General features: G+C 68.3%; 19 protein-coding genes. 5 read left to right on the forward strand and 14 right to left on the reverse strand.

Annotated features, from left to right (window positions below; translation table 11 throughout):
• Positions 1 to 3: 3 nt before the first annotated feature.
• The 4 genes from G578_RS0105445 to G578_RS0105460 are packed head-to-tail and all read right to left on the reverse strand — an operon-like array spanning position 4 to position 4,537.
• Positions 4 to 1,077, reverse strand: coding sequence for a DUF4340 domain-containing protein (locus G578_RS0105445; protein WP_028793369.1), 1,074 nt, complete (start codon positions 1,075 to 1,077; stop codon positions 4 to 6).
• A 10-nt stretch (positions 1,078 to 1,087) separates the two neighbouring features.
• The gene (locus tag G578_RS0105450; protein ID WP_051244065.1) at positions 1,088 to 3,064 is read right to left on the reverse strand and encodes a GldG family protein; all 1,977 of its coding nucleotides are present in this window, start codon (positions 3,062 to 3,064) and stop codon (positions 1,088 to 1,090) included.
• A complete protein-coding gene (locus G578_RS0105455; protein WP_038013678.1) occupies positions 3,061 to 3,807 on the reverse strand; it encodes an ABC transporter permease subunit in 747 nt (248 codons plus the stop codon). The genes G578_RS0105450 and G578_RS0105455 overlap by 4 nt, the downstream gene beginning before the upstream one ends.
• Positions 3,800 to 4,537: an ABC transporter ATP-binding protein gene (locus G578_RS0105460; protein WP_028793372.1), complete on the reverse strand. Its 738-nt coding sequence runs from the start codon at positions 4,535 to 4,537 to the stop codon at positions 3,800 to 3,802. Before G578_RS0105460 ends, G578_RS0105455 begins: the two co-directional genes overlap by 8 nt.
• 236 nt (positions 4,538 to 4,773) lie before the next feature.
• Here G578_RS0105460 and G578_RS0105465 point away from each other — a divergent pair, with 236 nt between their 5' ends.
• Complete coding sequence (locus tag G578_RS0105465) at positions 4,774 to 6,375, forward strand: adenylate/guanylate cyclase domain-containing protein (RefSeq protein WP_169400825.1); 1,602 nt, start codon at positions 4,774 to 4,776, stop codon at positions 6,373 to 6,375.
• Positions 6,376 to 6,777: 402 nt separating this feature from the next.
• On the opposite strand, the gene cysS is transcribed toward G578_RS0105465, so the two are convergent.
• The 4 genes from cysS to G578_RS0105485 form a co-directional block, all read right to left on the reverse strand.
• Positions 6,778 to 8,175, reverse strand: a complete 1,398-nt coding sequence (cysS, locus tag G578_RS0105470; protein ID WP_028793374.1) for a cysteine--tRNA ligase — start codon at positions 8,173 to 8,175, stop codon at positions 6,778 to 6,780.
• Between the two features lie 141 nt (positions 8,176 to 8,316).
• Positions 8,317 to 9,660, reverse strand: coding sequence for a glutamate--tRNA ligase (gene gltX, locus G578_RS0105475; protein WP_028793375.1), 1,344 nt, complete (start codon positions 9,658 to 9,660; stop codon positions 8,317 to 8,319).
• Positions 9,661 to 9,688: 28 nt separating this feature from the next.
• Complete coding sequence (locus tag G578_RS0105480; RefSeq protein ID WP_028793376.1) at positions 9,689 to 11,380, reverse strand: NAD+ synthase; 1,692 nt, start codon at positions 11,378 to 11,380, stop codon at positions 9,689 to 9,691.
• Between the two features lie 74 nt (positions 11,381 to 11,454).
• Positions 11,455 to 11,961 carry a GNAT family N-acetyltransferase gene (locus tag G578_RS0105485; RefSeq protein ID WP_028793377.1) on the reverse strand — a complete coding sequence of 169 codons (507 nt, stop codon included), beginning with the start codon at positions 11,959 to 11,961 and terminating at the stop codon, positions 11,455 to 11,457.
• A 131-nt stretch (positions 11,962 to 12,092) separates the two neighbouring features.
• Here G578_RS0105485 and G578_RS0105490 point away from each other — a divergent pair, with 131 nt between their 5' ends.
• The 3 genes from G578_RS0105490 (at position 12,093) to G578_RS0105500 (ending at position 17,528) form a co-directional block, all read left to right on the forward strand.
• Positions 12,093 to 13,862: a chloride channel protein gene (locus G578_RS0105490; protein ID WP_028793378.1), complete on the forward strand. Its 1,770-nt coding sequence runs from the start codon at positions 12,093 to 12,095 to the stop codon at positions 13,860 to 13,862.
• Between the two features lie 346 nt (positions 13,863 to 14,208).
• On the forward strand, positions 14,209 to 16,641 hold the full coding sequence (locus G578_RS24910) for an ATP-dependent helicase (protein ID WP_084618707.1): 2,433 nt from the start codon (positions 14,209 to 14,211) through the stop codon (positions 16,639 to 16,641).
• Positions 16,642 to 16,652: 11 nt separating this feature from the next.
• Positions 16,653 to 17,528 carry a 50S ribosomal protein L11 methyltransferase gene (locus G578_RS0105500; protein WP_028793379.1) on the forward strand — a complete coding sequence of 292 codons (876 nt, stop codon included), beginning with the start codon at positions 16,653 to 16,655 and terminating at the stop codon, positions 17,526 to 17,528.
• A gap of 88 nt (positions 17,529 to 17,616) precedes the next feature.
• Here the strand turns inward: G578_RS0105500 and G578_RS0105505 are convergent, their stop codons facing one another.
• Positions 17,617 to 18,003, reverse strand: a complete 387-nt coding sequence (locus G578_RS0105505; RefSeq protein ID WP_028793380.1) for a YjiS-like domain-containing protein — start codon at positions 18,001 to 18,003, stop codon at positions 17,617 to 17,619.
• A gap of 231 nt (positions 18,004 to 18,234) precedes the next feature.
• Here G578_RS0105505 and G578_RS0105510 point away from each other — a divergent pair, with 231 nt between their 5' ends.
• Complete coding sequence (locus G578_RS0105510) at positions 18,235 to 18,636, forward strand: polyketide cyclase (RefSeq protein ID WP_028793381.1); 402 nt, start codon at positions 18,235 to 18,237, stop codon at positions 18,634 to 18,636.
• Positions 18,637 to 18,646: 10 nt separating this feature from the next.
• Here G578_RS0105510 and ligA read toward each other — a convergent pair whose 3' ends face one another.
• The 5 genes from ligA to G578_RS0105535 all read right to left on the reverse strand — a co-directional run bounded on the left by ligA (position 18,647) and on the right by G578_RS0105535 (position 25,024).
• On the reverse strand, positions 18,647 to 20,728 hold the full coding sequence (ligA, locus tag G578_RS0105515) for an NAD-dependent DNA ligase LigA (protein WP_028793382.1): 2,082 nt from the start codon (positions 20,726 to 20,728) through the stop codon (positions 18,647 to 18,649).
• 19 nt (positions 20,729 to 20,747) lie between these two features.
• Positions 20,748 to 22,421 (reverse strand): DNA repair protein RecN, encoded by a 1,674-nt coding sequence (gene recN / locus G578_RS0105520; RefSeq protein ID WP_028793383.1) that lies wholly within the window; start codon positions 22,419 to 22,421, stop codon positions 20,748 to 20,750.
• A gap of 4 nt (positions 22,422 to 22,425) precedes the next feature.
• Positions 22,426 to 23,250 (reverse strand): outer membrane protein assembly factor BamD, encoded by an 825-nt coding sequence (locus tag G578_RS0105525; protein WP_051244069.1) that lies wholly within the window; start codon positions 23,248 to 23,250, stop codon positions 22,426 to 22,428.
• Positions 23,251 to 23,464: 214 nt separating this feature from the next.
• Positions 23,465 to 23,644, reverse strand: a complete 180-nt coding sequence (locus G578_RS0105530) for a hypothetical protein (RefSeq protein ID WP_028793385.1) — start codon at positions 23,642 to 23,644, stop codon at positions 23,465 to 23,467.
• 204 nt (positions 23,645 to 23,848) lie between these two features.
• On the reverse strand, positions 23,849 to 25,024 hold the full coding sequence (locus G578_RS0105535; protein ID WP_028793386.1) for a GNAT family N-acetyltransferase: 1,176 nt from the start codon (positions 25,022 to 25,024) through the stop codon (positions 23,849 to 23,851).
• Between the last annotated feature and the right edge of the window lie 43 nt (positions 25,025 to 25,067).

The following is a 25,067-nucleotide window of genomic DNA, read 5'->3' on the forward strand; positions in this document are numbered from 1 at the left end:
GCTTCAGCTCGCCTCGGCGGGCTTGGTCAGGCTCTCCGCCGTCGCGGTCAGCCGTTCCATCTCCCAGTCGGAGATCCGGAAGGCCCAGGTCTCGGTCTGCTCGCGGTGCTTCTCGGCCAGGGCGCGCGCCTCCTCCGGAGCACCCGACGGCACCGTGATGCGCACCCGCATCCAGCGGGTCGGCGCCTCGGCGCCGTCCGCCGACGGGGCTTCGGCGAACTCGGCGGTGTAGAGGATGCCGTCCCGGGTGGTGAACTCGGCATGCCCCAGGGCCGGATTGAAGGTCAGCCCGTCGGCGGTGCGCACGTCGTCGAACATCAGCTTGTCGAGGACGGTCGCGGCGTTGTTGACCGCATACTGGGAGTCGACCGTCCGGCCTTCGGGCAGGTCGACGATCCGGAAGTCGCGGCCGTCGGCCGACACCCGCTCCAGCTCGGTGCGCACGCCCGTATCGGTGACCAGCAGCGCCCGGCGGATCGAGGCCTGAGGCACGTCGACCACCTCGCGGAACAGCCAGAGCGGCGCCTTGCCCTTGATCTCCAAGGAGCCCTCGGCCAGGTAGGTCTGGGTCTCGTCGGTGCGGCGCACATAGACCATGGGATCGCCGCCGGAGAGGCTTTCCCGGCGTTTGCCCACATGCAGGTCCACCAGGGTCTCGCCGTCGGCGGTGGTGATCACCAGCCGCGAGGCCTTCGAGCCCTCCTGGGCGACGTCGCGCAGCTCGAGCCGGTCGAACCGTCCCGGATCGGCGGTCTTGCGCTCGATCAGCTCGAGCTGGCCGATATCGAACAGCAGCTTGCGCATGGTATCGGTGCGGGCCGGGTAACCGTCGCGCTGCTGCAGGATCCAGCCGTCGCCGGTGCGCACGATGGAGATGGTGCCGTCCTCGTTGTCCTCGGCCCGGATCACCTCGATCTGGTGGACCTCGGACGCGCGGCGGTCGAACTCCGGATACAGCGTTTCCGCCTGGACCTCGGTGCGGACCTCCGACAGCCGGTCGACCATCGCCACCGCCGCGCCGATCGCGGTCAGCAGGGTCAGGGATCCGAGCAGGGTGACGGTGCGTCGGGTGATCATCGCAGCCTCCTCACGCGCCGGCGTCGGCGGTTTCGATCCGCCGCCGGCGCCGTCTTGCGCGGATCACGGACAGGGCAAGGGCGAACAGCGCCACCAGGATCGGCATCAGCGCGATGTTGATGAACTGCAGCTCGCGCTCCAGCCGCTCCACGTCGGAGCGCAGGGAGGCCTGGACGCCCCGCAGCTCGCTGCGGATCCGCAGCACGTCGCCCTGGAGCTGGCGCATGGTCGCCTGCTCCTCCTCGCTGAGCGCCACCGGACCGCCGGTCGACCCATCACGCTCGCGCAGGCCGCGCAGCTTCTTCTGGGTCTCCTCCAGGGTGTTGCGCAGCTCCTGCTCCTTCGCCTGGTAGGTGCGGTCGGCGTCGCGCTTGAGCGTCTCCATCACCTCGAAGGGACGGTAGGTGCTGCCCTGGCCTCGCAGGTCCAGCAGGGCCGACGAGCCGGTCATGGCGTCCAGCGCGTTGGCGACAAAGTCGCCGTTGCCGGCCCCCGGGACCGCGACCCGCTGACCCTGGAAGTTCTGGTAGTTGACCCAGAACCGGTCGTCCAGCAGGTCGGTATCGGCGATCACCATCACGTCGATCGGGCCGACCGACGCCTCGCGGACCACGTCGAAATCGTGGCGCAGCTCGGGATTGCCGCCCTCCACCGCTTCCGGCTGGCCGTCGGGAAACGCCGTCGGCACCTCGCCGGTCAGCGTCCCGGCGATGACGAAGCGCTCCGGCCCGGCCCGGTACTGGTTGAGCAGCGCCTGCGGGTTGGGGCGCTGGGTCGCCACCTGCTTCACGTCGAACAGGGTGGAGCCGGGGCTGGAGGTCAGCAGCGGCTCCAGCGTGAGCGGCGAGCCTTCCTTGAGCTTCAGGTAGCCCGCACTGGCCACGGCCACGCTGTCCACCTGGGCGGTGATCGGCGAGTCGCCGTCAAGGTTCGGTCCGCGCAGCAGCAGCCACGGCACATAGGTGACGTAGCCGGTGCCGGTCGCATTGCCGACCCGTCGGCCGGCGAAGCGGTCGGCGACGACCTTGTCGGTCGGCATCTCCAGACCCCAGGCCTCGAACATCTCGTCGAGCGAGCTGGCGGCGCCGTTGACCGGGCCGTTCGCGGCCTGCCAGCCGTCCGCCTCGGAATAGGGGTCGACGAAGATCACCGCCTTGCCGCCGCCAAGGATGTACTGGTCGATGGCGAAGCGGGTGCGCTCGGGCAGGGTCTTGGGATGGATCACCATCAGGATCGAGATGTCGTCGGGGATGACCTCGACCTCCTCGTCCAGTTCCTCGACCTCCAGGACCTCCTCGATCCGGGTGGTCACCAGGGCCGGCGGAAGCTGCTCCGGCCGGCCGCCCTGGCCCATGCGCACGTCCATGGTGATCTTCTTGTTGCCGAGGATGCCGACCTTGCCGGTCGTGCCCGTCGACAGGGCGTAGATCATCTTGGTGATGTCGTATTCCAGGAAGGCCTCGCGGTCCGGCTGGAAGAACGCCACCTGCTCCACGTCGTCGGTGGTGTTGGTGCCGACCAGGCCGAAGAACACGTTGCCGTCGACCCCTTCCAGGGCGACCGACTGCAGGCCGTAGGAAACCGCGCGGTCCTCCACCGGGGTGAAGGGCTCGGGGTCGTAGATCTCCAGCACGATCTTGCCGCCCGAGCGGTCGGCGTATTCCTGCAGCATGTCGCGCACCCGCTCGGCGTAAACGCCGTAGGTCGGGTACTGGCTGCCCAGCCGCTTGGAGTAATAGAACTGCAGGGTGATCGGCTCCTCGAGCTGGCTCAGCACCCGCTCGGTGGCGGGCGACAGGGAGAACAGCTGATCCTCCGTCAGATCGACCCGGTAGCTGGTCAGCGAGAAGGCGGCCAGCACGTTGATCGACACGAACAGGGCGGCCAGCAGGAACAGCGCGATCGCCGTCAGCCGGTTCTGCGGTGCGGGTCGGGCCTTCTTGGCCTTGGTGCCGGCGGCGGGGGCGTCGACGGTAGCCATGGTCATTCCGCCTTCTTCAGGTCGACGATCAGCGCATTGGCGGCCAGCGCCAGCACGATCACGGAGGCGAAGAAGATCGCGTCGCGCAGGTCGATGACGCCGCGGGCGATCGACTGGAAGTGGGTCAGGAAGCCGAAGCCGGACACGATGTCGACCACGGTAGCCGGCAGGAACGACCGGATCGCGTCGAGCACCACGTTGGAGCCGGCCAGGGTGAACACGAACAGCACCGCCGTCGTTACCACGAAGGCGATGACCTGGTTCTTGGTCGTGGCCGAGATCATCGAGCCGACCGCCAGAAAGGCGCCGGCCATCAGCAGGCTGCCGATATAGGAGGCGGCGATCACCCCGTTATCCGGATTGCCGAGCTGGTTCACCGTGATCCACAGCGGGAAGGTGAGCGCCAGCGCGATGCCGGTGAAGATCCAGGCGGCCAGATACTTGCCGACCACCGCCTCGACCATGGTCACCGGCAGGGTCAGGAACAGCTCGATCGTGCCGGTCCGCCGCTCCTCCGCCCACAGGCGCATGGAGAGTGCCGGCACCAGGAACAGGTAGAGCCAGGGATGGAAGGTGAAGAACGGCTGCAGGTCGGCCTGCCCCCGGTCCATCCAGCCGCCGACGAAGAACGTCATCGCCCCGGCCAGGATCAGGAAGATGACGATGAAGATATAGGCCAGCGGCGTGGCGAAATACGCCTTCAACTCGCGCGCCGTCACCAGCCAGACGTTGCGTCCGGTCCTAGACATTGGCCGTCACCTCCCGGAATACGTCGTCCAGATTGCCGCTGGTCGAGCGGCCGCGCAGCTCGGCCGGGGTGCCGTCGGCGACGATCCGGCCGCGGGCGATGATCACCGCGCGGGTGCAGACCGCGTCGACCTCCTCCAGGATGTGGGTGGAGATCACGATCGCCTTGGTCGCGGCCATCTCCTTGATCAGCTTGCGGACCTCGAACTTCTGGTTCGGATCCAGGCCGTCGGTCGGCTCGTCCAGAATCAGCACCGGCGGATTGTGCAGCAGCGCCTGGGCCAGGCCGACCCGGCGCTTGAAGCCCTTGGACAGGGTCTCTATCGGCTGGTGCGCCACTTCCTTGAGCTGGGTCTTGGCCATGGCGTCGGCCACCCGCTCCCCCCGCTCGGCCCCGTCGAAGCCGCGGATGGCGCCGATGAAGTCCAGGAAGGCCAGGACCGTCATGTCGGGATAGGCCGGCGCGCCTTCCGGCAGGTAGCCGATGGCGCTCTTCGCGGCGATCGGATGGCTCAGCACGTTGTGGCCGCAGACGATGGCGGTGCCGGCATCGGGCGCCAGGAAGCCGCAGATCATCTTCATCGTGGTCGACTTGCCGGCGCCGTTGGGGCCGAGAAAGCCCAGGACCTCGCCCTGCTCCAACTCGAAACTGAGGCCGTCGACCGCGGTCTTGCGGGCATTCGCCGGGCCGAAGCTCTTATGCAGTCCGCGCACGGACAACGCTGTCGTCATGGGACGCTCATCTGATGTGCGTGACGTAACCGATGGTTGGGTCCGTCATTTATCGAAATTACAGCGAAATTCAAGACATTAGGCTATTGTCGCCGGGTGGCGGGAGCAGACGGATGACGGCAATCGACATGCAGCGGCGGAGCGGTCGTCCGGAGCGGCGCATTTCCTGGTCCCCCATCATCTCCCGAATCCGGCTCTACACGGGCCTCGTACTGTTCACATACGTGAGCGCACACTTGGCGAATCATGTGGCGGGATTGTGGTCGCTCGCCGCCCTGGATGCCGGGCTCGCGCTGATCGCGTCCGTCGTCCGCACCCAGGCCGTCTCAATCCTGCTCTATGGCAGCGTCCTGCTGCACATGCTGATCGCGCTGCGGGCGATCTACTACCGCGACTCGCTGAAGGCCATGGCGGTGCCGGAGGTGGTGCAGCTCGCCCTCGGCCTGACCATCCCGCTGCTGGTGCTGCGCCACGTCCTGAGCAACCGGCTGATGCACGAGCTCTACGGCCTCAGCGACGACCATACCTGGGTGCTGCTGAACCTGTGGGTCTTCGATCCGGTGGGGGCGGTAAACCAGTCGGCGGCGGTGCTGGTCGCCTGGGCCCATGGCTGCGTCGGCCTGCATCTCTGGCTGCGCTTTGCCGCCTGGTACGACCGGGCGAAGTCCTGGCTGCTGTCGGCGGCGGTGTTGCTGCCGGCCCTGTCGCTGGCCGGATTCGTCGCCGCCGGAATGACGGTGGTGGATCTGGCGGAGACCCCGGGCTGGCTGCCGCTCGCCGTCGGCTCCGCCAATCTGCCGGACAACGCGACCATCGCCGCCTGGCTGCTGCGGTTCGATCAGATCAAGGCGGGCTATGCGAGCGTGGTGATGTTCGCCTTCGCCGCGCGTTGGGTGCGCCTGGCGCTGCACCGGCGCAGCCAGGGGGTGCGGGTCGGTTACGGCGCCGGCCGGTCGGTGCAGGCGATTCGCGGCATGACCCTGCTCGATGTCAGCCGGATGCACGGCATCCCGCATGCGTCGGTCTGCGGCGGGCGCGGGCGCTGCTCGACCTGCCGGGTGCGGATCTCGCGCGGGCTGGAGAACATGCCGGCGCCCGACGATGCGGAAGCGAAGGTGCTGCACCGGATCTCCGCCCCGCCGAATGTGCGGCTCGCCTGCCAGGCCCGGGTGGTCGACGACCTGGAGATCACGCCGCTGCTGCCGCCGCATAATACGGGGCTGGCGGAGACGCGGGGCGGGCCGAGCTACCTGCAGGGCCGAGAGCTGGAGATCGCGGTGCTGTTCGCCGATATCCGTGGTTTCACCACCCTGTCGGAGGAGAGGTTGCCCTATGACGTGGTGTTCATCCTGAACCGGTACTTCGCCGAGATGGGGGCGGCGATCGAGGGCGCCGGCGGCCGGATCGACAAGTTCATCGGCGACGGGATCATGGCGCTGTTCGGGGTGAACGGCGACCCGGAGGAGGGCGCGCGCCAGGCGGTGGCGGCGGCGCGCGACATGGCCCGGCGGCTGGTCGATCTGAACGAATCCCTGGCCGGAGACCTGGAGACGCCGCTGCGCATCGGCATCGGCCTGCATCTCGGCACGGCCATTGTCGGCGAGATGGGCTACGGGCGGGTGCGTGGGGTGACGGCGGTCGGCGACACGGTGAACACGGCCAGCCGGCTGGAGGCCCTGACCAAGGATTTCGGCGCCCAGCTCATCGTGTCGGCGGCGCTGGCGCGGGCGTCGGGCGTGGCCTTCGGCAGCTATCCGACCCATGAGATCGAGGTGCGGGGACGGGATCAGGCGATGGTGATCCACACGGTGGCCGATGCGGCCGAGCTGGGGGTGTAGGGGACCTCGCCGCTTCTCTCCACTCAACCCGTCTCCCCGGCCTCGTGCCGGGGCCGAGGGTGACGCTTGCCGGAACGCCTCGGAACCCTCCCGGGAGATCCAGTCGCCCCGCTCCCGGACCCCGGCGCAAGGCCGCGAAGACGATTCGGTCAGACATGATCTGTCCAAAGAGACTGTGTCGTCCGGTCCTTCGACACGCCCCGGCTCATCGCCGGGCTGCTCAGGGTGAAGTCAAATCGCCCTATAAACCATTAAATATAGAGCAAATTCACACGAGCACATGTTTCCATCTGATCGTGATTTGCTCTAGAGACCTCACGCTGAGCAGCACCTTGGGCTTTGGTCCGGGGGACGTGTCGAAGCGCCGGCGATCGGCGACCGAAGATCCCGATCAAACGACTGCTACCCGGCCCGCTTCCACGTGGTTCCACCAGCGCCGTCTTCCAGTTCGATGCCGCGGGCCTTCAGGTCGTCGCGGATGCGGTCCGCCTCGGCGAAGTTCTTGTCCTTGCGGGCCTCGATGCGGGCGGCGATCAGGGCCTCTATCTCCTCCACGTCGTCGCCGGCCTCGCCCTTGAACCAGGCGTCGGTGTCGCCCTGGAGCAGGCCGAGGAGCTCGCCCCAGACCAGCAGCTTGCCCATCAGCTCCGGGATCTGCCGGCTGCGATGGTGGTCGAGCGCGATGTTCAGCTCCCGTGCCACCTGGTGCAGCGCGCCGATGGCCAGCGGCGTGTTCAGGTCGTCGCACAGGGCGGCCAGCACCGGGTTGTCGTTGCGGTCGAGGTTCCAGTCCGGATAATGCCCGTCATTGGCCGCCCGGTGCAGGGCGCCGTACAGTTTGTCGAGCTGGGTCTTTGCTTCCTTCAACCCGGCCTTGGAGAAGTCCAGCGGCTGGCGGTAATGGGCCGAGAGCAGCAGCAGGCGGACCGCCTCGCCCGGCCATTCCTGGAGCATGTCGTGGACGGTGTAGAAGTTGCCCACCGACTTCGACATCTTCTCGCCTTCGACCGTCACGAAGCCGTTATGCATCCAGTAATTCGCCATGGTCGCATGGCCGAAGGCGCAGCGGGTCTGGGCGATCTCGTTCTCATGGTGCGGGAAGATCAGGTCGAGCCCGCCGCCATGGATGTCGAACACCTCGCCCAGATGCTCCGCCGCCATGGCCGAGCATTCGATGTGCCAGCCCGGCCGGCCGCGGCCCCAGGGGCTGTCCCATCCGGGCTGGTCGTCGGCGCTCGGCTTCCACAGCACGAAATCGGCCGGGTCGCGCTTGTACGGGGCGACGTCGACCCGGGCGCCGGCGATCATCTCGTCCCGGTCGCGGCGCGAGAGCTGACCGTAATCCGTCATCGACGGCACGTTGAACAGCACGTGGCCGTCCGCCGCGTAGGCATGGCCGCGCTCGATCAGCCGCTCGGCCAGGGCGATCATCTGGCCCACATGCCCGGTGGCGCGGGGTTGCATGTCCGGCCTGTTCACGCCGATGGCGGCCATGTCGGCGTTGTAGATCTCCGTCGTCTCGTGCGTCAGCGCCTCGATCGCCACGCCGCGCTCCTTGGCACGGGTCATGATCTTGTCGTCGATATCGGTGATGTTGGCGACGTGGGTCACATGCTCGGCACCGTAGAGGTGGCGCAGCACGCGGATCAGCACGTCGAACACCACGGCAGGGCGGGCGTTGCCCACATGGGCGTAGTCGTAGACCGTCGGGCCGCAGACATAGACGCGCACGTTCGACGGGTCGATCGGGGTGAAGACCTGCTTCTCGCGCAGGAGCGTGTTGGTGATCTTGAGATCCATGTCTCGGACTCCGGTGGGTCTGGTTCAGGCTGTCGGCGGGCGCGAAAGCGCAGGCGCGATCAGCGACAGACCTCGGCCGTCGTGTAGAACGCTGTGCCGATCGACGTGAGCGGGCGGCGCGCGAACATGGATTCCTCTCGGTTAAGCGGTTTCGCCGCGCAGCCTGGAGACGATCCGCGCGCGGCCCATGAGAGGTAACAGATCGCCGAGTTCCGGTCCACGTTCTCGTGCCGTAAGCGCCTTGCGCAGCGGCATGAACAGGCCCTTGCCCTTGCGGCCGGTCTCCGCCTTCAGCGTGCCGGTCCACGCCCCCCAGGTCTCGGCGGTCGGCTCGCCCTGCGGCAGCAGGTCGGCGGCCGTCGCGCAGAACTCGGCATCCTCCTCGGCGATCACCGGCACGATCGGGGCGCCGACGACCACCCACCACTCGCCGGCCTCGGCCAGCTTGGCGATGTTGCCGCGGATCGCGGTCCAGAACGCCTCCCCACCTTCCACGCCGAGATCGGCGAGGCGGCTGGCGACATCGCCATAGGCCGTCTCGTGCAGGATCTTGGCGTTCATCTGCGCCAGCTCGGCCGGGTCGAAACGCGGGGTGGCGCGGCCGTAGCGGGTGATGTCGAAACCGTCGACGAGCTGATCCAGCGCCGTGGCGGCCACCACCTCGTTGGTGCCGAGCCCGGCGAGCAGGGAGTTGATCGCCATCGCCTCCAGACCGTCGGTCTCGCGCAGGTCCTGCAGGCTCAGGCTGCCGAGGCGCTTGGACAGGCCGGCGCCGTCGGCGCCGACGATCAGCGAGGTGTGGCCCAGCACCGGCGGCTCCGCACCCAGCGCGCGGAACAGTTGGATCTGGGTGGCGGAGTTGGTGACGTGGTCCTCGCCCCGGATGATGTGGGTGACGCCGAACTCGATATCGTCGACCACCGAGGCCATCGAATAGACCGGCGATCCGTCCGCGCGGATCAGCACCGGGTCGGACTGCGACGCCATGTCCTGCCGGCTCTCGCCGCGCACCAGGTCGTCCCAGGCGACCACCTCATGGTCGAGCTTGAAGCGCCAGTGCGGCCGGATGCCGGATGCTTCCTTGGCGGCCTTCTCCGAGTCGCTCAGGGACAGGGCGGCGCGATCGTAGACGGGGGGCTTGCCAGCGGAGAGCTGCTGCTTGCGTTTCAGCGCCAGCTCCTCGGCACTCTCGTAGCAGGGATAGAGCCGACCCATCTCCCGCAGCCGTTCGGCCTCGGCGGCGTAGCGGTCGAGCCGGTCGGACTGGCGGGCGAACAGGTCCCAGGCGAGGCCGAGCCAGTTCAGGTCGCGCTCGATTTTCTCGGCGAACTCGGCGGTGCTGCGCTCGGTGTCGGTGTCGTCGGAGCGCAGCATGAACTCGCCGCCCTGGGCGCGGGCGAACAGCCAGTTGATCAGCGCCTGGCGGGTATTTCCCACATGCAGAAGCCCCGTCGGGCTCGGCGCGAAACGGACGCGTACGGTCATGATGTCCCCGTTGGGTCGGTTTGCCGAGCTATTCGGCCGCCTGCTGCGTCTTCTTCGGGCGATAGACACCGACGAACGCGTTGGTGATCGGGTAACGCCGTTCCTTGCCGAAGGAGCGGCTGGTCAGCTTCACCCCCGGCGGGGCCTGGCGGCGCTTGTATTCCGCCCGGTCCAGCAGGCGCCAGACCTTCAGCACGGTCTCGCTGTCATAGCCCTTGGCGACGATGTCGGCCACCGGCGTCTCGTTCTCGATCAGCTCGGTCAGGATGCCGTCCAGCACCGGATAGGGCGGCAAGCTGTCCTCGTCCTTCTGATCCGGGCGCAGCTCGGCCGAGGGCGGCTTGGTAATGATCCGCTCCGGCATCACCGGCCCATCGGGGCCGAGGCAGTCGGCCGGTTTGGTGGCGTTCCGCCAGTGGCAGAGCGCGAACACCGTGGTCTTGTAGACGTCCTTCAGCACCGAATAGCCGCCGCACATGTCGCCGTAGAGCGTGGCGTAGCCGACCGACATCTCAGACTTGTTGCCGGTCGACAGCACCATGTGGCCGAACTTGTTGGACAGGGCCATCAGGGTGATGCCGCGCGAGCGGGCCTGGACGTTCTCCTCGGTGATGTCGGGCTCCGTACCGGCGAACTGATCGGCCAGCATGGTCTCGAAGGCGTGCATCGCCGGGCCGATATTCACCGTGGTGTAGTCGACCCCCAGCAGCTTCGCGGCGGCGGCCGCATCCTCCAGGCTGTGGTCGCTGGTATAGGGCGACGGCATCATCACGCAGCGCACCTTGTCCGGGCCGAGCGCGTCGACCGCCACGGCGGCCGACAGCGCGCTGTCGATGCCGCCGGACATGCCGAGGATGACGCCGGGAAAGCCGTTCTTGGTCACGTAGTCGCGCAGGCCGACGACCATGGCGCGGTAGGTCGCCTCCAGCCCGGTCTTCGGCTCCACCGTCTCGGTCGTCGCGCAGGACCAGCCGTCCGGGCCGCGGGTCCAGGTGGTGGTGACCACCGCCTCCTCCCAGGCCGGCAGATGGGCGGCGACCGTGCGGTCGGCGTTCAGCACGAAGGAGGCGCCGTCGAACACCAGCTCGTCCTGGCCGCCGACCTGGTTCAGATAAACCATCGGCAGTCCGCTCTCGACCACGCGGGAAGTGGCGTGCTGAAGGCGGTTGTCCAGCTTCTGGCTGTCGAAGGGCGAGCCGTTGGGAACCAGCAGCAGTTCGCCGCCGGTCTCGCTCACGCATTCGACCACGTCCGGCGTCCAGATGTCCTCGCAGATCGGCACGCCGATGCGCACCCCGCGCACGTCCATCGGGCCCGGCATCGGGCCGACATCGAACACCCGCTTCTCGTCGAACACGCCGTAATTCGGCAGGTCGACCTTGTAGCGGGCGCCCTGCACCTTGCCGCCGTCGAGCAACACCAGGGCGTTGTACAGCTTGTCGTCCTCGGCCCAGGGGGCGCCGAGCAGGATCGCCGGCCCGCCATCGGCGGTTTCGGCTGCCAGCGCTTCCACCGCGTCGCGCACCTCGGACACGAACATCGGCTTCAGCACCAGATCCTCCGGCGGATAGCCGCAGGCGTAGAGTTCCGGCGTCAGGATCACATCGGCACCCCCGGCCGCCGCCTGGGCGCGCACGCGTCGCAGCTTGGCGAAGTTCCCCTCGATATCGCCGACGCGCGGGTTGAGCTGGGCCAGGGTGATGATGAGCTTGTCTGTCATGGCGAAACAGTTAGCGCGGCCTGCGGGCCGGGGCAATGCGGATCAGGCGGTCGGTGCGGTTGTGATTGCGGCGGTCAGCCGCTGGACGCCAGGGATTCAAGGTCGCTCCCACCCACCGTATAGGGCAGCCAGGTGCCGCTGCGGGTCAGGCCGAGGCGGGAATAGAAGTCGCGGGCCTTGTTGTCGGTCTTCACCGAGAGGTCGAGCTTGACGCAGCCATGGTCGATCGCGACCCGGGCGAGCGAGGCCATCAGCCGACGGCCGAGGCCGGTGCCGCGCAGGTCGCCGTCGACATACAGGTCCTCGACATAGAGCTTCGGCCGTCCGGCCCAGGTCGAATAGACGAAGTAATAGACCGCCAGGCCGACCGCCGTGCCGTCGGCCCGCTCGGCGATCATCGCCCGAAAATAGGGGCGCTCGCCGCTGCCGTCGCGGCGCAGGTCGTCGACGCTGCCGGTGACGTAGTCGGCGGCCTCCTGCACCTGGGCCAGGGCGCGCACCAGACGGCGGACGGCTTCGGCGTCGTCCTCGCCGGTCTCCTCGGGGGCCCGGAACCGGGCGGGTCTGATCGTGATGTCCATGGCGATGATGCTATTCCCGCAACACCTGGGACGCCAACCGCTTTCCTTTCCGTGCCGTCAGGTCTTTGACGGATCGTCGATCGTCGCTAAGCTGCCGTCTCTGTTACGTTTCCCGGCGGGTCCCCGCATTCATGGCGAACCGGTACATTCAGGACTTGAAGCGGCTGGTCGGCAACGACCAGGTGGTCATGGCCGCCGTCGCGGTGGTGGTCGGCGGTGCCGCGGCCGGCGGCGCCATCCTGTTCCGCGAGGCCATCGACTTCCTGCAGCTGCTGTTCCTGGGCTTCCGCTCCGACCGGGTGGCGACCTTCGCGGCGGAGATGGAGTGGTGGCGGCTGATCCTGGCGCCGGTGATCGGCGGTCTGCTCGTCGGGCTGTTCTGCAAATACGTCATGCCCGGCGGCCGGCCCCAGGGCGTCGCCAACGTCATTGAATCCAGCGCGTTGCGGGTCGGGCGGATGTCCATGCGGCAGGGGCTCGGCGCGGCGGTGATCAGTGCCACCTCGATCGGCTGCGGCGCCTCGGTCGGCCGCGAGGGGCCGGCGGTGCATCTCGGCGCCTCGCTCGCCAGTTTCCTCGGCCGCCAGCTCAACCTGACCCGCAGCCAGGCCCGCACCCTGCTCGGCTGCGGCGTGGCGAGCGCGGTGGCCGCCTCGTTCAACGCGCCGATCGCCGGGGTGTTCTTCGCCCTGGAGGTGGTGATCGGCCATTACGCGCTGTCGGCCTTCGCCCCGATCGTCATCGCCTCGGTCTTCGGGACGATTCTGTCGCGGATCTGGTTCGGCGACTTTCCCGCCTTCGAGGTGCCGGGTCACCAGATCACCTCGTTCCTGGAGTTCCCTGCCTTCGTCATCCTCGGCGGCGTCTGTGCCGTGGCGGCTATCGCGCTGATGCGGGTCGCCGCCTTCGTCGAGGTGCAGGGACAGCGTCTGCCGCTGCCGCGCTGGCTGCACCCGGCCCTGGCCGGGCTGGTGGTCGGCGTGGTGGCGCTGGAGTTTCCCGAGATCCTGGGCGTCGGCTACGAGGCGATGGACGGGGCGCTGAACGAGGCTGAGGGCTACGGCCTTGAGCTGATGCTCACCCTGGCGGTGCTGAAGATCCTGATGACCGCCCTGTGCCTCGGCGCCGGGTTCGGCGGCGGCGTGTTCTCGCCCTCGCTGTTCATCGGGGCGATGATCGGCGGCGCCTATGGCATCGTCGCCGCCATTCCCTTCCCGGATCTGGCCTCCGGCCACGGCGCCTACACGCTGATCGCCATGGGGGCGGTGGCGGCGGCGACCCTGGGGGCGCCGATCTCCACGATCCTGATGATTTTCGAGATGACCGGCGATTACAAGCTGACCGTCGGCGTGATGATCGCCGTGGTCATCGCCTCGGTCATCACCCGGGTGTGGCACAGCCCGTCCTTCTTCACCGACCAGCTCCGCCGACGCGGGGTGCATATCCATGGCGGCCACGACGTCACCGCCCTGCGCAACCTGAAGGTCCACGACCTGATGCAGCAGGATCACGTTTCCGTGAAGATGGATGCCGGCCTCGACAGCCTGCGCAACCGGCTGCGTCTGGCGCCGATGAACGAGCTGTTCGTGATCGATTCGGACGAGAAGCTGGTCGGCACCATCACCCTGGCCGATCTGGGCGAGGTGGCGTTCGACCTGTCCCACGACCGCGAGTACACGGCGATCGATCTGGCCCGCAAGCATCCGCCCTTCCTGGAACTCGGCGACGACGTGGAGAAGGCGATCCGGCGCTTCTCCGAGGCGGAGGAGGGGCTGCTGGCGGTGGTCGATTCGGCGGCGCGGATGCGCCTGATCGGCTGCTTGCACGAGCGCGACGTGATGCGGGCCTACAACCAGGCGCTCATCACCCAGCAGGCCGAGGAACACGGCGAAACGATCTGATGGCTTGAGGGCCATGCAAGTACGGGGGGTGCCGAAGCACCCCCCGTTTCCCCGTGAACCGCAGGCACATGGGACCGGCTCAAGACTGCACCGAGCGATCCGGGGGATCCTTGCGTCCGGCCCTTCGGCACGGCGCCGACCGGGCTTCCTCTCCCTACGAGGCGGATCTCAGAACGGACTTCTAAGATAAACGTTATAATAAAACGTTAAATTCTATTAATTTCTCAACGACGAAGAATGGCACGAGCCGGCCGCGGATCGATATGTCCGGATTGGCGGGCCCGGACCCCCATGACAGGCGAGTTAGGTCTGCCGATGTTCCGGCGGGATGTTATATGGTCGGGTCATGGCTGATCTGTTCTCGAATGATGATAAGGGCGGGATCGACCCGACCGGGTATCGGCGTCCGTCCGGCCCGGCACCGGCCTATCCCGGCCCCGGACATGCGCCGGCGGCGATCGGCGCGCGCGGTGGGTATCTCGACGGCCTGAACGAGGGCCAACGGGCGGCGGTGGAGGCGTTGGACGGCCCGGTGCTGGTGCTGGCCGGCGCCGGCACCGGCAAGACACGGGTGCTGACCACCCGGCTGTCGCACCTGATGGCGATGGGTAAGGCCAAGCCCTGGAACGTGCTGGCGGTGACTTTCACCAACAAGGCCGCGCGGGAGATGAAGGAGCGTGTGGCCAAGATCGTCGGCCCGGCCGCCGAACAGGTCTGGCTCGGTACCTTCCACGCGCTCTGCGCCCGCATCCTGCGCCGGCATGCGGAGCTGGTCGGTCTCAAGTCGAACTTCACGATTCTCGACGCCGACGATCAGGTCCGGCTGTTGAAGCAGGTACTCCAGGCCGAGAACGTGGACGACAAGCGCTGGCCGGCCCGGGTGGTCATGGGCGTGCTGCAGCGCTGGAAGGACCGGGGCCTGACCCCCGACAAGATCGGTGTGGCCGAGGCCGGCGACATGGCCGGCGGCAAGCTGCAGGCGATCTACAAACAGTATCAGGACCGGCTGACCACCCTGAACGCGGCCGATTTCGGCGACCTGCTGCTGCACTGCCTGACCCTGTTCCAGACCCGGCCCGAGGTGCTGCAGCAGTACCAGACCCAGTTCCGCTACATCCTAGTGGACGAGTACCAGGACACCAATGTCGCCCAGTATCTCTGGCTGCGGCTGCTGGCCCAGAGCCACAAGAACATCTGCTGCGTCGGTGACGACGACCAGTCGATCTACGGCTGGCGCGGCGCGGAGATCGGCAACATCCTGAAGTTCGAGAAGGACTTCCCCGGCGCCAAGGTCGTGCGGCTGGAACAGAACTACCGCTCCACCTCGCGCATCCTGGCCGCCGCCTCCGACCTGATCGCCCATAACGAGGGGCGGCTCGGCAAGACCCTGTGGACCGAGGGTGCGGACGGCGACCACCTGACCGTGCGCGGCGTGTGGGACGGCGAGGAGGAGGCCCGGGTCGTCGGCGACCGGATCGAGGACCACCAGCGCGCCAAGGTGCCGCTGCGCGAGATGGCGGTGCTGGTCCGCGCCGGCTTCCAGACCCGCGAGTTCGAGGAACGTCTGATCACGCTCGGAGTGCCCTATCGGGTGGTCGGCGGTGCGCGGTTCTACGAGCGCAAGGAGATCCGCGACGCCATCGCCTATCTGCGGGTGATCGCCCAGCCGGACGACGACCTCGCCTTCGAGCGGATCATCAACACCCCGGCCCGCGGCATCGGCAAGACGACCGAGCAGGTGCTGTTTCAGCATGCCCGTTCGTCCAACGTGCCATTGACCCTGGCGGCCGAGCGGTTGGTGCAGAGCGACGAGCTGAAGCCGGCGGCGCGCCGGGCGGTCGGCAGCCTGATGGGCGATTTCGCCCGCTGGCGCGAGGCGTCGCAGAGCGAGGATCCCTCCGACCTCGCCCGCATGGTGTTGGACGAGAGCGGCTATACCGCCGCCCTGCAGAAGGACAAGTCGCCGGAAGCGCCGGGCCGCCTGGAGAACCTGAAGGAGCTGGTCACCGCCCTGGAGGAGTTCGAGAGCCTGGGCGGGTTCCTGGAGCACATCTCCCTGGTGATGGAGAACGCCGAGGCCGCCGACGGCGAGCAGGTCAGCCTGATGACCCTGCACGCGGCCAAGGGCCTGGAGTTCGACGTGGTCTTCCTGCCGGGCTGGGAGGAGGGCATGTTCCCGAACCAGCGCGCGCTGGACGAGAACGGTGCCGCCGGCCTGGAGGAGGAGCGGCGGCTCGCCTATGTCGGCCTGACACGGGCGCGCAAGAAGGTCGAGATCGTCTTCGCCGCCAATCGCCGGGTCCATGGCCTGTGGCAGAGCGCGATCCCCTCGCGCTTCGTCTCCGAGCTGCCGAGCGAGCATGTGGAGATGATCAGCGAGGCCGGGCTCTACGGGTCGGGCAGCGGCGGCTACGGCAGTAGCGGCTATGGTGGCGGCCGGGGTGGTTATGGCCGGCGCGACGGCGTCAGCTATGATGACGACGAGGCCAAGCTGCCGGCCTGGGACAGCGCCGGACGGTCCGCCGGCAAGGTCGCGGGGCGCGGCCCCGGCTACATGCGGCGCGGCGGCGGGTCCATCCGCACCCGCGCGCCGGTGATCGACGGCGAAGGCTATACGGTCAACCGCTCCAAGCCGGCCAAATACGCCGTGGACGAGCGGGTGTTCCACCAGAAATTCGGCATGGGCACCGTGACCAAGGTCGACGGCGACAAGCTGGAAGTCGAGTTCGACCACGCCGGGCACAAGAACGTGGTCGACACCTTCGTCTCCAAGCCGTAAATCCGGCGGCCATGAGCTCTCTCTGGCGCATCGCCCTTACCGTGCCGGCCAAGGCTTCAGAAGTCGTGGCCGACGCCCTGTCGCCCTTCGTGTCCGCCGTGACCGCGCTGGAGGATTCCCCCGGCGGTACCTGGACGGTCGAAGGGATTTCCGAGGACGAACCGGCGCGGCCGGCGATCACCGCCGCGCTGGCGCTGGCCGCCGCCACGGTCGGCACGCCGCCGCCGGACACGGTGATCGAGCCGCTGCCGGACGTGGACTGGCTCGCCTTGAACCGGCAGTCCTTCCCACCGATCCGCGAGGGCCGGGTGTGGATCCGCGGCTCCCATGTGGCGGACGCGGCACCGGCCTCCAGCATCGAACTGCTGATCGACGCCGCCCGCGCCTTCGGCTCCGGCAGCCATCCGACGACCGCCCTGTGCCTGCGGGCGATCCAGGACCTGGCGAAGCGGCGTACCCCGCGCAACGTGCTCGACCTGGGTTGCGGCTCGGGCATCCTGGCGATGGCCCTGGCCAAGCTGGTGCCGTCGGCGCGCACCCTGGCGGTCGATCTCGATCCGGTGTCGGTGGCGACGGCACGGGAGAACGCGCGGACGAACCGGGTCGCCCGCCGCATCGACACCCAGGTCTCGAACGGCTGGCGTTCGCCCGTGGTGCGGGCCAAGGCGCCGTTCGATCTGGTGGTGGCGAATATTCTGGCGGGACCGCTGGCCGAGATGGCGCCGTCCCTGAAGCGTGGATTGGCACCGGGCGGCATCGCCATCCTGTCGGGCCTGCTGAACCAGCAGGAGCGTTGGGTGATCGCCGTGCATCGGGCGCAGGGCCTGCGGCTGATCCGGCGCTACCGGCGCGACGGCTGGAGCGCGCTGGTCTTCGCGCGGGGGTGAGCCTCTTTACCGCACCGCACAAAAAGCAACGGCCGGCACATGATGTGCCGGCCGTTTTGCATCAAACCGCCCGATAAGGGGGAGGGGGTCAGGCGGCGTGACGCACGTCGGTGTTCGCGGCGGTGCCGAAGGCGGCGGCGCGCAGGTGCGGCTCGACCGGGTTGGCGGTCTTCGGCGCCGTGGCGGAAGCGTAGGTCTCGCTCGGGGTGCCGACGACTTCGACGTCGACGCGGCGGACGACACCGGCCCGCAGGGCGGACAGGTCGAGGCCGATATCGGCGAGCATGCGCGGGCTCAGGTCCTCGACCGCGGCCATCGTGCGACGATGGGCGAGGCGGGCGCTGAGGCTGCGGAAGGCACGGCCGATCAGGTCACGAATGTAGGCGCTCTGCATGGCCCGTGCCCGAGCGACCAGCGCGGACGGGTCCTCCGGCAGAGCCGAAGACACGCGCAGGATATCGTTCTGGGTGGACATCGGGTTTCTCCTTGGAACATCAGACCGGGCTGCTGCCCGGCTGTTACTGCCCCTAATCTGGTCAGAATCGCTCCGGGCACCACTTGGAATTTTGCGCTGCAGCATTGCATTTCACGCATGGCTATGGGGGTCAGATATGCGTGAAATGGCAGCCAGCCATGCGGCGGCGCGCATCGGACCGAATCTGATACGATGGCGGCTGCGGCGAGCCGACTTGGATCCAGGGACGTCATGTATCGATCAGAAACTGTCTCCGTCGCGGTGGAGCGGGATGCTGCCGCCCTGTACGAGGCCTTCTGGCGGCCGGAACGGTTCCCGTCCTGGGCCTCGGGGCTGAGCCAGGCGGCACTGCGACCGGGCGAGGACGGATGGCAGGCCGACGGGCCGGAAGGTCCGATCACCATCCGCTTCTGCGACCACAATCCCTTCGGTGTGATGGATCACTGGGTCGATCTGGGCGATGGGCGGGTGGTCTATGTCCCGATGCGCATCGTCGCCAATGGCACAGGCAGCACGGTCACGCTGACGCTGTTCCAATATCCCGACATGGGCGACGAGATTTTCGCCCGCGACCTGGACTGGGTGCGCCGGGACCTGGAGACGCTGAAATCGCTGGCCGAGCACGGCGGCTGAGCCGCGCCGTTCACCCGCCGATCAGTTTCAGCCAGTCCTCTTCGCTGAGCGTGGCCACACCCAGGGCTTCGGCCTTGGCCGCCTTGGAGCCGGCATCGGCGCCGACGACCACATAGTCGGTCTTCTTCGACACCGAGCCCGCGACCTTGGCCCCGAGAGCTTCCGCCCTGGCCTTGGCCTCGCTGCGGCCGACGGTCTGCAGGGTGCCGGTGAACACCACCGTCTTGCCGGCGACCGGGCTGTCGGCGGCGGTCGGCGCGGCAAACGCCTCGATGGTCAGCTCGCCGTCGAGGTCGTCCAACACCGCGCCGTTATGGGCTTCGGAGAAGAAGTCTATCAAATCCTTGGCCACGGCACTGCCGATCTGATCGATATTGATCAGGTCGGCATAGGCCTCGCTCTCCGGATCGGCGGCGGCCGTCATCGCCTGGCGCAGGGCGTCCAGGGTGCCGTAATGGGTCGCCAGCAGCCGGGCGGTGGCCTGGCCCACCTGGCGGATGCCGAGCGCGTAGACGAACCGGTCGAGGCCGATGGTGCGCCGGTCCTCGATCGCCGCCAGCAGCTTGTTGGTCGAGGTGATCTTCGTGCCCTCGCGGCCGATCAGTTTGCGGCGGTGCTCCTTCAGCCGGAAGATGCTGGCCGGGCTGTCGATCAGCCCGTCCTCGTAATAGGCCTGGATCTGCTTCGCCCCGAGGCCTTCGATGTCGAAGGCATCGCGGCTGACGAAATGCTTCAGCCGCTCCACGGCCTGAGCCGGACAGATCAGACCGCCGGTGCAGCGGCGCACCGCTTCGCCTTCCGGGCGCGGCGCCTCGGAATCGCAACGCGGGCAATGGTCTGGGAAGACGTACTCCTTTGAGTCCGCCGGCCGTTTCTCGGTGATGACGCGGACGACCTGCGGGATCACGTCGCCGGCGCGCTGGATCACGACCGTGTCGCCGACCCGGATGTCCTTGCGGCGGATCTCGTCCTCGTTGTGCAGCGTCGCGTTGGTGACGGTGACGCCGCCGACCTTCACCGGCTCCAGCCGGGCGACGGGGGTGAGCGCGCCTGTACGGCCGACCTGGATGTCGATCTCGCGCAGCACCGTTTCGGCCTGTTCGGCCTTGAACTTGTGGGCGATGGCCCAGCGCGGCGAGCGGCTGACCATGCCGAGCCGCTGCTGCCAGTCCAGCCGGTCGACCTTGTAGACCACGCCGTCGATGTCATAGGGCAGGTCGTGGCGCCCGTCGCCGATTCTGGCATAGACTGCCAGCGCCGCGTCGGCGGTTTCGCACAGCTCGGAGAGCGGGTTGGTGGTGAAACCCCAGGCCTCCAGCTTCTCCAGGAAATCGTGGTGGCTGTCGGCGAAGTCCTCGCTGATCTCGCCCCAGGAATAGGCGAAGAACCGCAGCGGCCGGGACCGGGTGATCTCCGGGTCGAGCTGGCGCAGGGAGCCGGCGGCGGCGTTGCGCGGGTTGGCGAAGATCTTCGCGCCGGCCTCGGCCTGCCGCTCGTTCAGGGCGACGAAATCGTCCTTGGTCATGTAGACCTCGCCGCGCACCTCCAGCACGTCGGGCACGCCGTCCGGCAGGGTCTTGGGGATGTCGTCGACGGTTTCCAGGTTGCGGGTGATGTTCTCGCCCTCGGTGCCGTCGCCGCGGGTGGCCCCCTGGACCAGCCTGCCGTTCTCGTAGCGCAGGGCGGCCGACAGCCCGTCGATCTTCGGCTCGGCCATCAGGGCGACGGTCTCGTCCTCGCCGAGATTGAGAAAGCGGCGGACCCGGCGCTCGAACTCGCGCACGTCCTCCTCGTCGAAGGCGTTGGCCAGGGACAGCATGGGCCGGGAGTGGCGGACCTTGGCGAACCCCTCGGCCGGGCCGGGGGCGACGCGCTCGCTCGGGCTGTCCTCGCGCTTGAGGTCGGGGAAGCGGTCCTCGATCGCCTGGTTGCGCCGGCGGAGCTGGTCGTATTCCGCGTCGGTGAGTTCCGGCGCGTCCTCCTGATGGTAGAGCCGGTCCGCCTCGGCGATGGCGTCGGACAGGCGGGCCAGCTCGGCCTTGGCTTCGGCCTCGCTCAGCTCTTCGACGGCCTTGGTCTCGATGTCGCTCATGCGGGTCGGTGCTCTGGACTTAACGCTGGGATTGGGACAGCAGGCTGTCGGCCGCCGCGCGGGCCTCGCTGGTGACGGCGGCGCCGGAGAGCATGCGGGCGATCTCCTCGCGGCGCTGCTCGGTGCTCAGGCGGACAACGTCCGTGGCGGTCATCTGGTTCTGCACCCGCTTGGCCACGTGCCAGTGATGGGCGCCCTGGGCGGCGACCTGGGGCGAGTGGGTGACGACCAGCACCTGCAGCCGGGTCGCCAGCCGCGCCAGCCGGTCGCCGACCGCGGCGGCCACGGCTCCGCCGACGCCGGAATCCACCTCGTCGAACACCAGCGTCGGCACCGGGCTCGCCTCGGCCAGCACGACCTTGAGGGCCAGCAGGAAGCGCGACAGCTCGCCGCCGGACGCGATCTTCGACAGCGGCCCCGCCGGCATGCCCGGGTTGGTCGCGACCTGGAAGGCGACGGCGTCGAGCCCGGCCGGCCCCCAGCGGCCCTCGTCCTGGCGGCTCACCATGGTCTCGAACCGGGCCTTGTCCAGCTTCAGCGGCGGCAGCTCCTTGGAGATTGCCGAATCCAGCTTCGCGGCGGCGGCGGCGCGGGCCTTGGACAGGATCTCGCCGGCCTCGGCATAGGCGCGCCGCGCCTTGTCCTCGGCGGCGGTCAGGGCGCCGATCTCCCCACCCTTGCCGTCGAGGGCCGCCAGATGGTCGGCGAAGCGGCGATGCACCTCCGGCAGGCGGTCGACCTCGACCCCGTGCTTGCGGGCGAGGTCGCGCAGGGCGTGCAGCCGGTCGTCGATCTCGGTGAGCGTGCCGCCATCGGCCTCGATATCGGCGGCGGCGGCAGCGATCTCGGCGCCGGCGTCCTGCAGTTCGGCGGCGGCCCGGTCCAGGGCGGCCAGCGCGGTGTCCAGGCGCCCGCCGGCCCGGTCCGCGACCCGTTCCAGCGCGCGCTGGGCCCGGGCGACGGCGTTGTCGGCGCCACCATCCTCGGCGATCGCCGCACTGGCGGTGTTCAGCGCCTCGACCACGGCCTCGGCGTTCATCAGCATCGACCGGGTCTCGGCCAGCCGGGCCTCCTCGCCGACCTCCGGCGCGAGCTGGTCGAGCTCGGCGACGGCGTGGCGCAGATAGTCCTCGTCGGACCGGGCCTTCTCCAGGTCGGCGCGGGCGGTCTCCAGCGCCACCAGGGCGGTGCGCCAGGCGCTCCAGGCCGTGGCAACGGCCTCCGCCTGCCGTCCCAAGCCGGCGAAGGCGTCCAGGGTGTCGCGGTGGGTGGACGGGTCCATCAGGCCGCGCTGGTCGAACTGGCCCTGGATCTCGACCAGCACGTCGCCCAGCCGGCGCATCAGGCCGACGCTGGTGGGCTGGTCGTTCACATAGGCACGCGAGCGGCCGTCGGCGGTGACGACGCGGCGCAGGATCAGCGCGCCGTCGGACGGGGCCAGGTCGGCGTCGCCCAGCACGGCGTCGACGGCCGACGGGTCGGCCAGTTCGAAGGCGGCGATGACGGTGGCCTGGTCGGCGCCGTGGCGCACCAGTCCGGAATCGGCGCGCTCTCCCAGGGCCAGGCCCAGGGCGTCCAGCAGGATCGACTTACCGGCACCGGTCTCGCCGGTCAGGACCGACAGGCCCGGCTCGTAGGCGAGGTCCAGGCGGTCGATCAGCACCACGTCCCGGATCGAGAGCGACGCCAGCATGGGCTTAGAACGGACCGACGCCCCAGCCGAACCACCCGTCGTCGCCGGACTCCGCCGTGGTCCGCGCCCGGCCCTTGGTCGCCAGCGAATAGGCGTCCTCGTACCAGTCGGTGCCCGGGTAGTTGTAGCCGAGCACGGAGGCGGTGCGCTTCGCCTCCTCGTCGAGGCCGAGGGCGACATAGCATTCCGTCATCCGCAGCAGGGCCTCGGGCACCTGTTCGGTGGTGTCGAATTCGGTGGTGACGCGCTGGAAGCGGTTGATGGCGGCGAGATACTGGCCCTGGCGCATGTACCAGCGCCCGATGCTCATCTCCTTACCGGCGAGGTGGTTGCGGGCGAGGTCGATCTTCAGGCGGGCGTCGCGGGCGTATTTCGAATTGGGGAAGCGCTGCACCACTTCCTCGAAGGACGACAGCGCCTCGCGGGTCAGCTTCTGGTCGCGCCCGACATCGACGATCCGCTCGTAGTAGCACAGGCCCTTCAGATAATAGGCGTAGTCGACGTTCGGATTGCCCGGGTTCAGCTGGATGAACCGGTCGAGCGCGGCCACCGCGTCGTCGTAGTCGTTCGACTGGTACAGTGCATAGGCCGACATCAGCTGGGCCTGGGTCGCCCAGACCGAATAGGGATGCTGGCGTTCGACCTCGTCGAACAGCGGGGCGGCTTCCTTGAACTCGCCGGCCAGCGCGGCGTTGTAGGCGTCGTTGTACAACTCCTCGACCGGACGCTCGACGTATTCCGGATCGTCGTCGGTGGAGCTGCACGCAGCGAGGGCGGCGACCAGGGCGATCGCGGCAAGGCGCGGGATGAAAGTTCTGAGCGGCGACATCAGCGGGACACGTCCGGTTGCGCGGATGAGCGCAATGTAAGGCGGCGGGGGGATGGAGGGAAGGGGAAGTGGGGGTGCCGCGTTTGAAGGCGGCTTTCCGGCCGTCTCAAGGTGCGTTCCGGGGCAGGATGCGGTCCGGATATCGCCGGTGCCGGAAAATCGAAAGCCCCGCCGAAGCGGGGCCTGCGATCAAGATTGAGATGATCCGAAAGGATCAGGCGGCCAGCTTCATCTCGCCGGCGGCAGCGGCCAGGGCCCACGGGTCGATCCGCAGGGTCTCGCCGTCGGTCTCGGCGACCGAATCGGTGGTGGCGGCCAGGCTCAGGATCTTGTCGAGATCCAGGCCGGTCTGCTCAGCGGCCTCAAGCGGCGTGAGCACGTAGGTATCGCGCATCGTGCGACCTCCATGGTGATATTCGTCATTGGGTCATTATCAGCCCGCGGTGAGGACGATGCTTCGAGACAATGTCTCAGGAGCGCCTCACAGGGTGTTGATATGCACTTTATGTCGGGCTGCCCCTCCCGCAAGGGTTTCGTGACGAAAATCTTGCGAATGGTGTTCCCTGTGGCATTGCAGCAACAAATGACGAAGAAAAGGTTAACCGTCCTTGCGGAACGGCGATTCCTCCAGCAGCAGCTCCTTCTCATGGACCATCTGGCGGCGCTCGCGGGCCAGGAAGTCCTCCACGGCATCGCGGAAGCCGTCGTCCAGGATCAGGTGGTTGCTGTAGGTCTCCACCGGCAGGTAGCCGCGCTGGATCTTGTGCTGGCCCTGGGCGCCGGCCTCGACCTTGGCCATGCCGCGCTCGATGGCGAAGTCGATGGCCTGGTAGTAGCAGGCCTCGAAATGCAGGAATCTGTATTCCTCGGTGCAGCCCCAGTTGCGGCCGAACAGGGTGTCACTGCCGATCAGGTTCAGCGCGCCGGCGACCGGCTCTCCGTCGCGCTCGGCGACGACCAGCAGCACCCTTTCCGCCATGCGCTCGCCGAGCAGCGAGAAGAAGGTGCGGTTCAGGTAGGGCGAGCCCCATTTGCGGTCCGAGGTGTCCATGTAGAAGGCGAAGAACGCGTCCCAGTGCCGTTCCTCGATGTCCTTGCCCACCAGTCGGCGGATCACCAGGTCGGTCTCGGCGACCTGGCGGCGCTCCTTGCGGATCGCCTTGCGCTTGCGTGAGGAGAGCGCCTCGAGGAAGGCGTCGAAGCTGGCATAGCCGTCGTTGTGCCAGTGGTACTGCAGGCCCATGCGCTGCAGGAATCCGAATTCGCCCAGTCGGTTCCATTCCGGCTTCGGCACGAAGTTCACATGGGCGGTGGTGACGTTGAGCTGGTTCATCAGCGCGACGACCCCGCCCGCCAGGATCTCCTGCGCCCGGGCCGGGTCGATATCCGGGCGGACCAGCATGCGCGGGCCGGTCACCGGGGTGAACGGAACCGCCGACAGCAGCTTGGGGTAATAGCGCCCTCCCGCCCGCTCATAGGCGTCGGCCCAGCCCCAGTCGAAGATGTACTCGCCCTGGGAATGGCCCTTCAGGTAGAGCGGCATGGCGGCGGCCAGCCGACCGGCGCGGTCGTTGACGGCGAGGTGGCGCGGTAGCCAGCCGGTCTGCGCCCGCACCGACCCGCTCTCCTCCAGCGCGTTGAGGAAGTCGTGCGACAGGAACGGGTTGTCCGCGCCGGCGCAGGCATCCCATTCCTGCGCCGCAACCGCGGAGATCGCGGGCAGGACGGAGACTTCTTCGGCGAGTTCCATCTGGATATCGGTGCCGTCGGGCATGGGCGGGATCCGCTGTGGTCGTCCACGGAATCCAGGTGGGGCG

Source organism: Thalassobaculum salexigens DSM 19539 (assembly GCF_000423805.1).
GTDB lineage: Bacteria > Pseudomonadota > Alphaproteobacteria > Thalassobaculales > Thalassobaculaceae > Thalassobaculum > Thalassobaculum litoreum.

What these genes read in the sequence shown, in the direction of transcription:
- G578_RS0105445 (WP_028793369.1), bottom strand. Translation starts at nt 1,077, where the DNA reads ATGATCACCCGACGCACCGTCACCCTGCTCGGATCCCTGACCCTGCTG.
- G578_RS0105450 (WP_051244065.1), bottom strand. Translation starts at nt 3,064, where the DNA reads ATGACCATGGCTACCGTCGACGCCCCCGCCGCCGGCACCAAGGCCAAG.
- G578_RS0105455 (WP_038013678.1), bottom strand. Translation starts at nt 3,807, where the DNA reads ATGTCTAGGACCGGACGCAACGTCTGGCTGGTGACGGCGCGCGAGTTG.
- G578_RS0105460 (WP_028793372.1), bottom strand. Translation starts at nt 4,537, where the DNA reads ATGACGACAGCGTTGTCCGTGCGCGGACTGCATAAGAGCTTCGGCCCG.
- cysS (WP_028793374.1), bottom strand. Translation starts at nt 8,175, where the DNA reads ATGGATCTCAAGATCACCAACACGCTCCTGCGCGAGAAGCAGGTCTTC.
- gltX (WP_028793375.1), bottom strand. Translation starts at nt 9,660, where the DNA reads ATGACCGTACGCGTCCGTTTCGCGCCGAGCCCGACGGGGCTTCTGCAT.
- G578_RS0105480 (WP_028793376.1), bottom strand. Translation starts at nt 11,380, where the DNA reads ATGACAGACAAGCTCATCATCACCCTGGCCCAGCTCAACCCGCGCGTC.
- G578_RS0105485 (WP_028793377.1), bottom strand. Translation starts at nt 11,961, where the DNA reads ATGGACATCACGATCAGACCCGCCCGGTTCCGGGCCCCCGAGGAGACC.
- G578_RS0105490 (WP_028793378.1), top strand. Translation starts at nt 12,093, where the DNA reads ATGGCGAACCGGTACATTCAGGACTTGAAGCGGCTGGTCGGCAACGAC.
- G578_RS24910 (WP_084618707.1), top strand. Translation starts at nt 14,209, where the DNA reads ATGGCTGATCTGTTCTCGAATGATGATAAGGGCGGGATCGACCCGACC.
- G578_RS0105500 (WP_028793379.1), top strand. Translation starts at nt 16,653, where the DNA reads ATGAGCTCTCTCTGGCGCATCGCCCTTACCGTGCCGGCCAAGGCTTCA.
- G578_RS0105505 (WP_028793380.1), bottom strand. Translation starts at nt 18,003, where the DNA reads ATGTCCACCCAGAACGATATCCTGCGCGTGTCTTCGGCTCTGCCGGAG.
- G578_RS0105510 (WP_028793381.1), top strand. Translation starts at nt 18,235, where the DNA reads ATGTATCGATCAGAAACTGTCTCCGTCGCGGTGGAGCGGGATGCTGCC.
- ligA (WP_028793382.1), bottom strand. Translation starts at nt 20,728, where the DNA reads ATGAGCGACATCGAGACCAAGGCCGTCGAAGAGCTGAGCGAGGCCGAA.
- recN (WP_028793383.1), bottom strand. Translation starts at nt 22,421, where the DNA reads ATGCTGGCGTCGCTCTCGATCCGGGACGTGGTGCTGATCGACCGCCTG.
- G578_RS0105525 (WP_051244069.1), bottom strand. Translation starts at nt 23,250, where the DNA reads ATGTCGCCGCTCAGAACTTTCATCCCGCGCCTTGCCGCGATCGCCCTG.
- G578_RS0105530 (WP_028793385.1), bottom strand. Translation starts at nt 23,644, where the DNA reads ATGCGCGATACCTACGTGCTCACGCCGCTTGAGGCCGCTGAGCAGACC.
- G578_RS0105535 (WP_028793386.1), bottom strand. Translation starts at nt 25,024, where the DNA reads ATGCCCGACGGCACCGATATCCAGATGGAACTCGCCGAAGAAGTCTCC.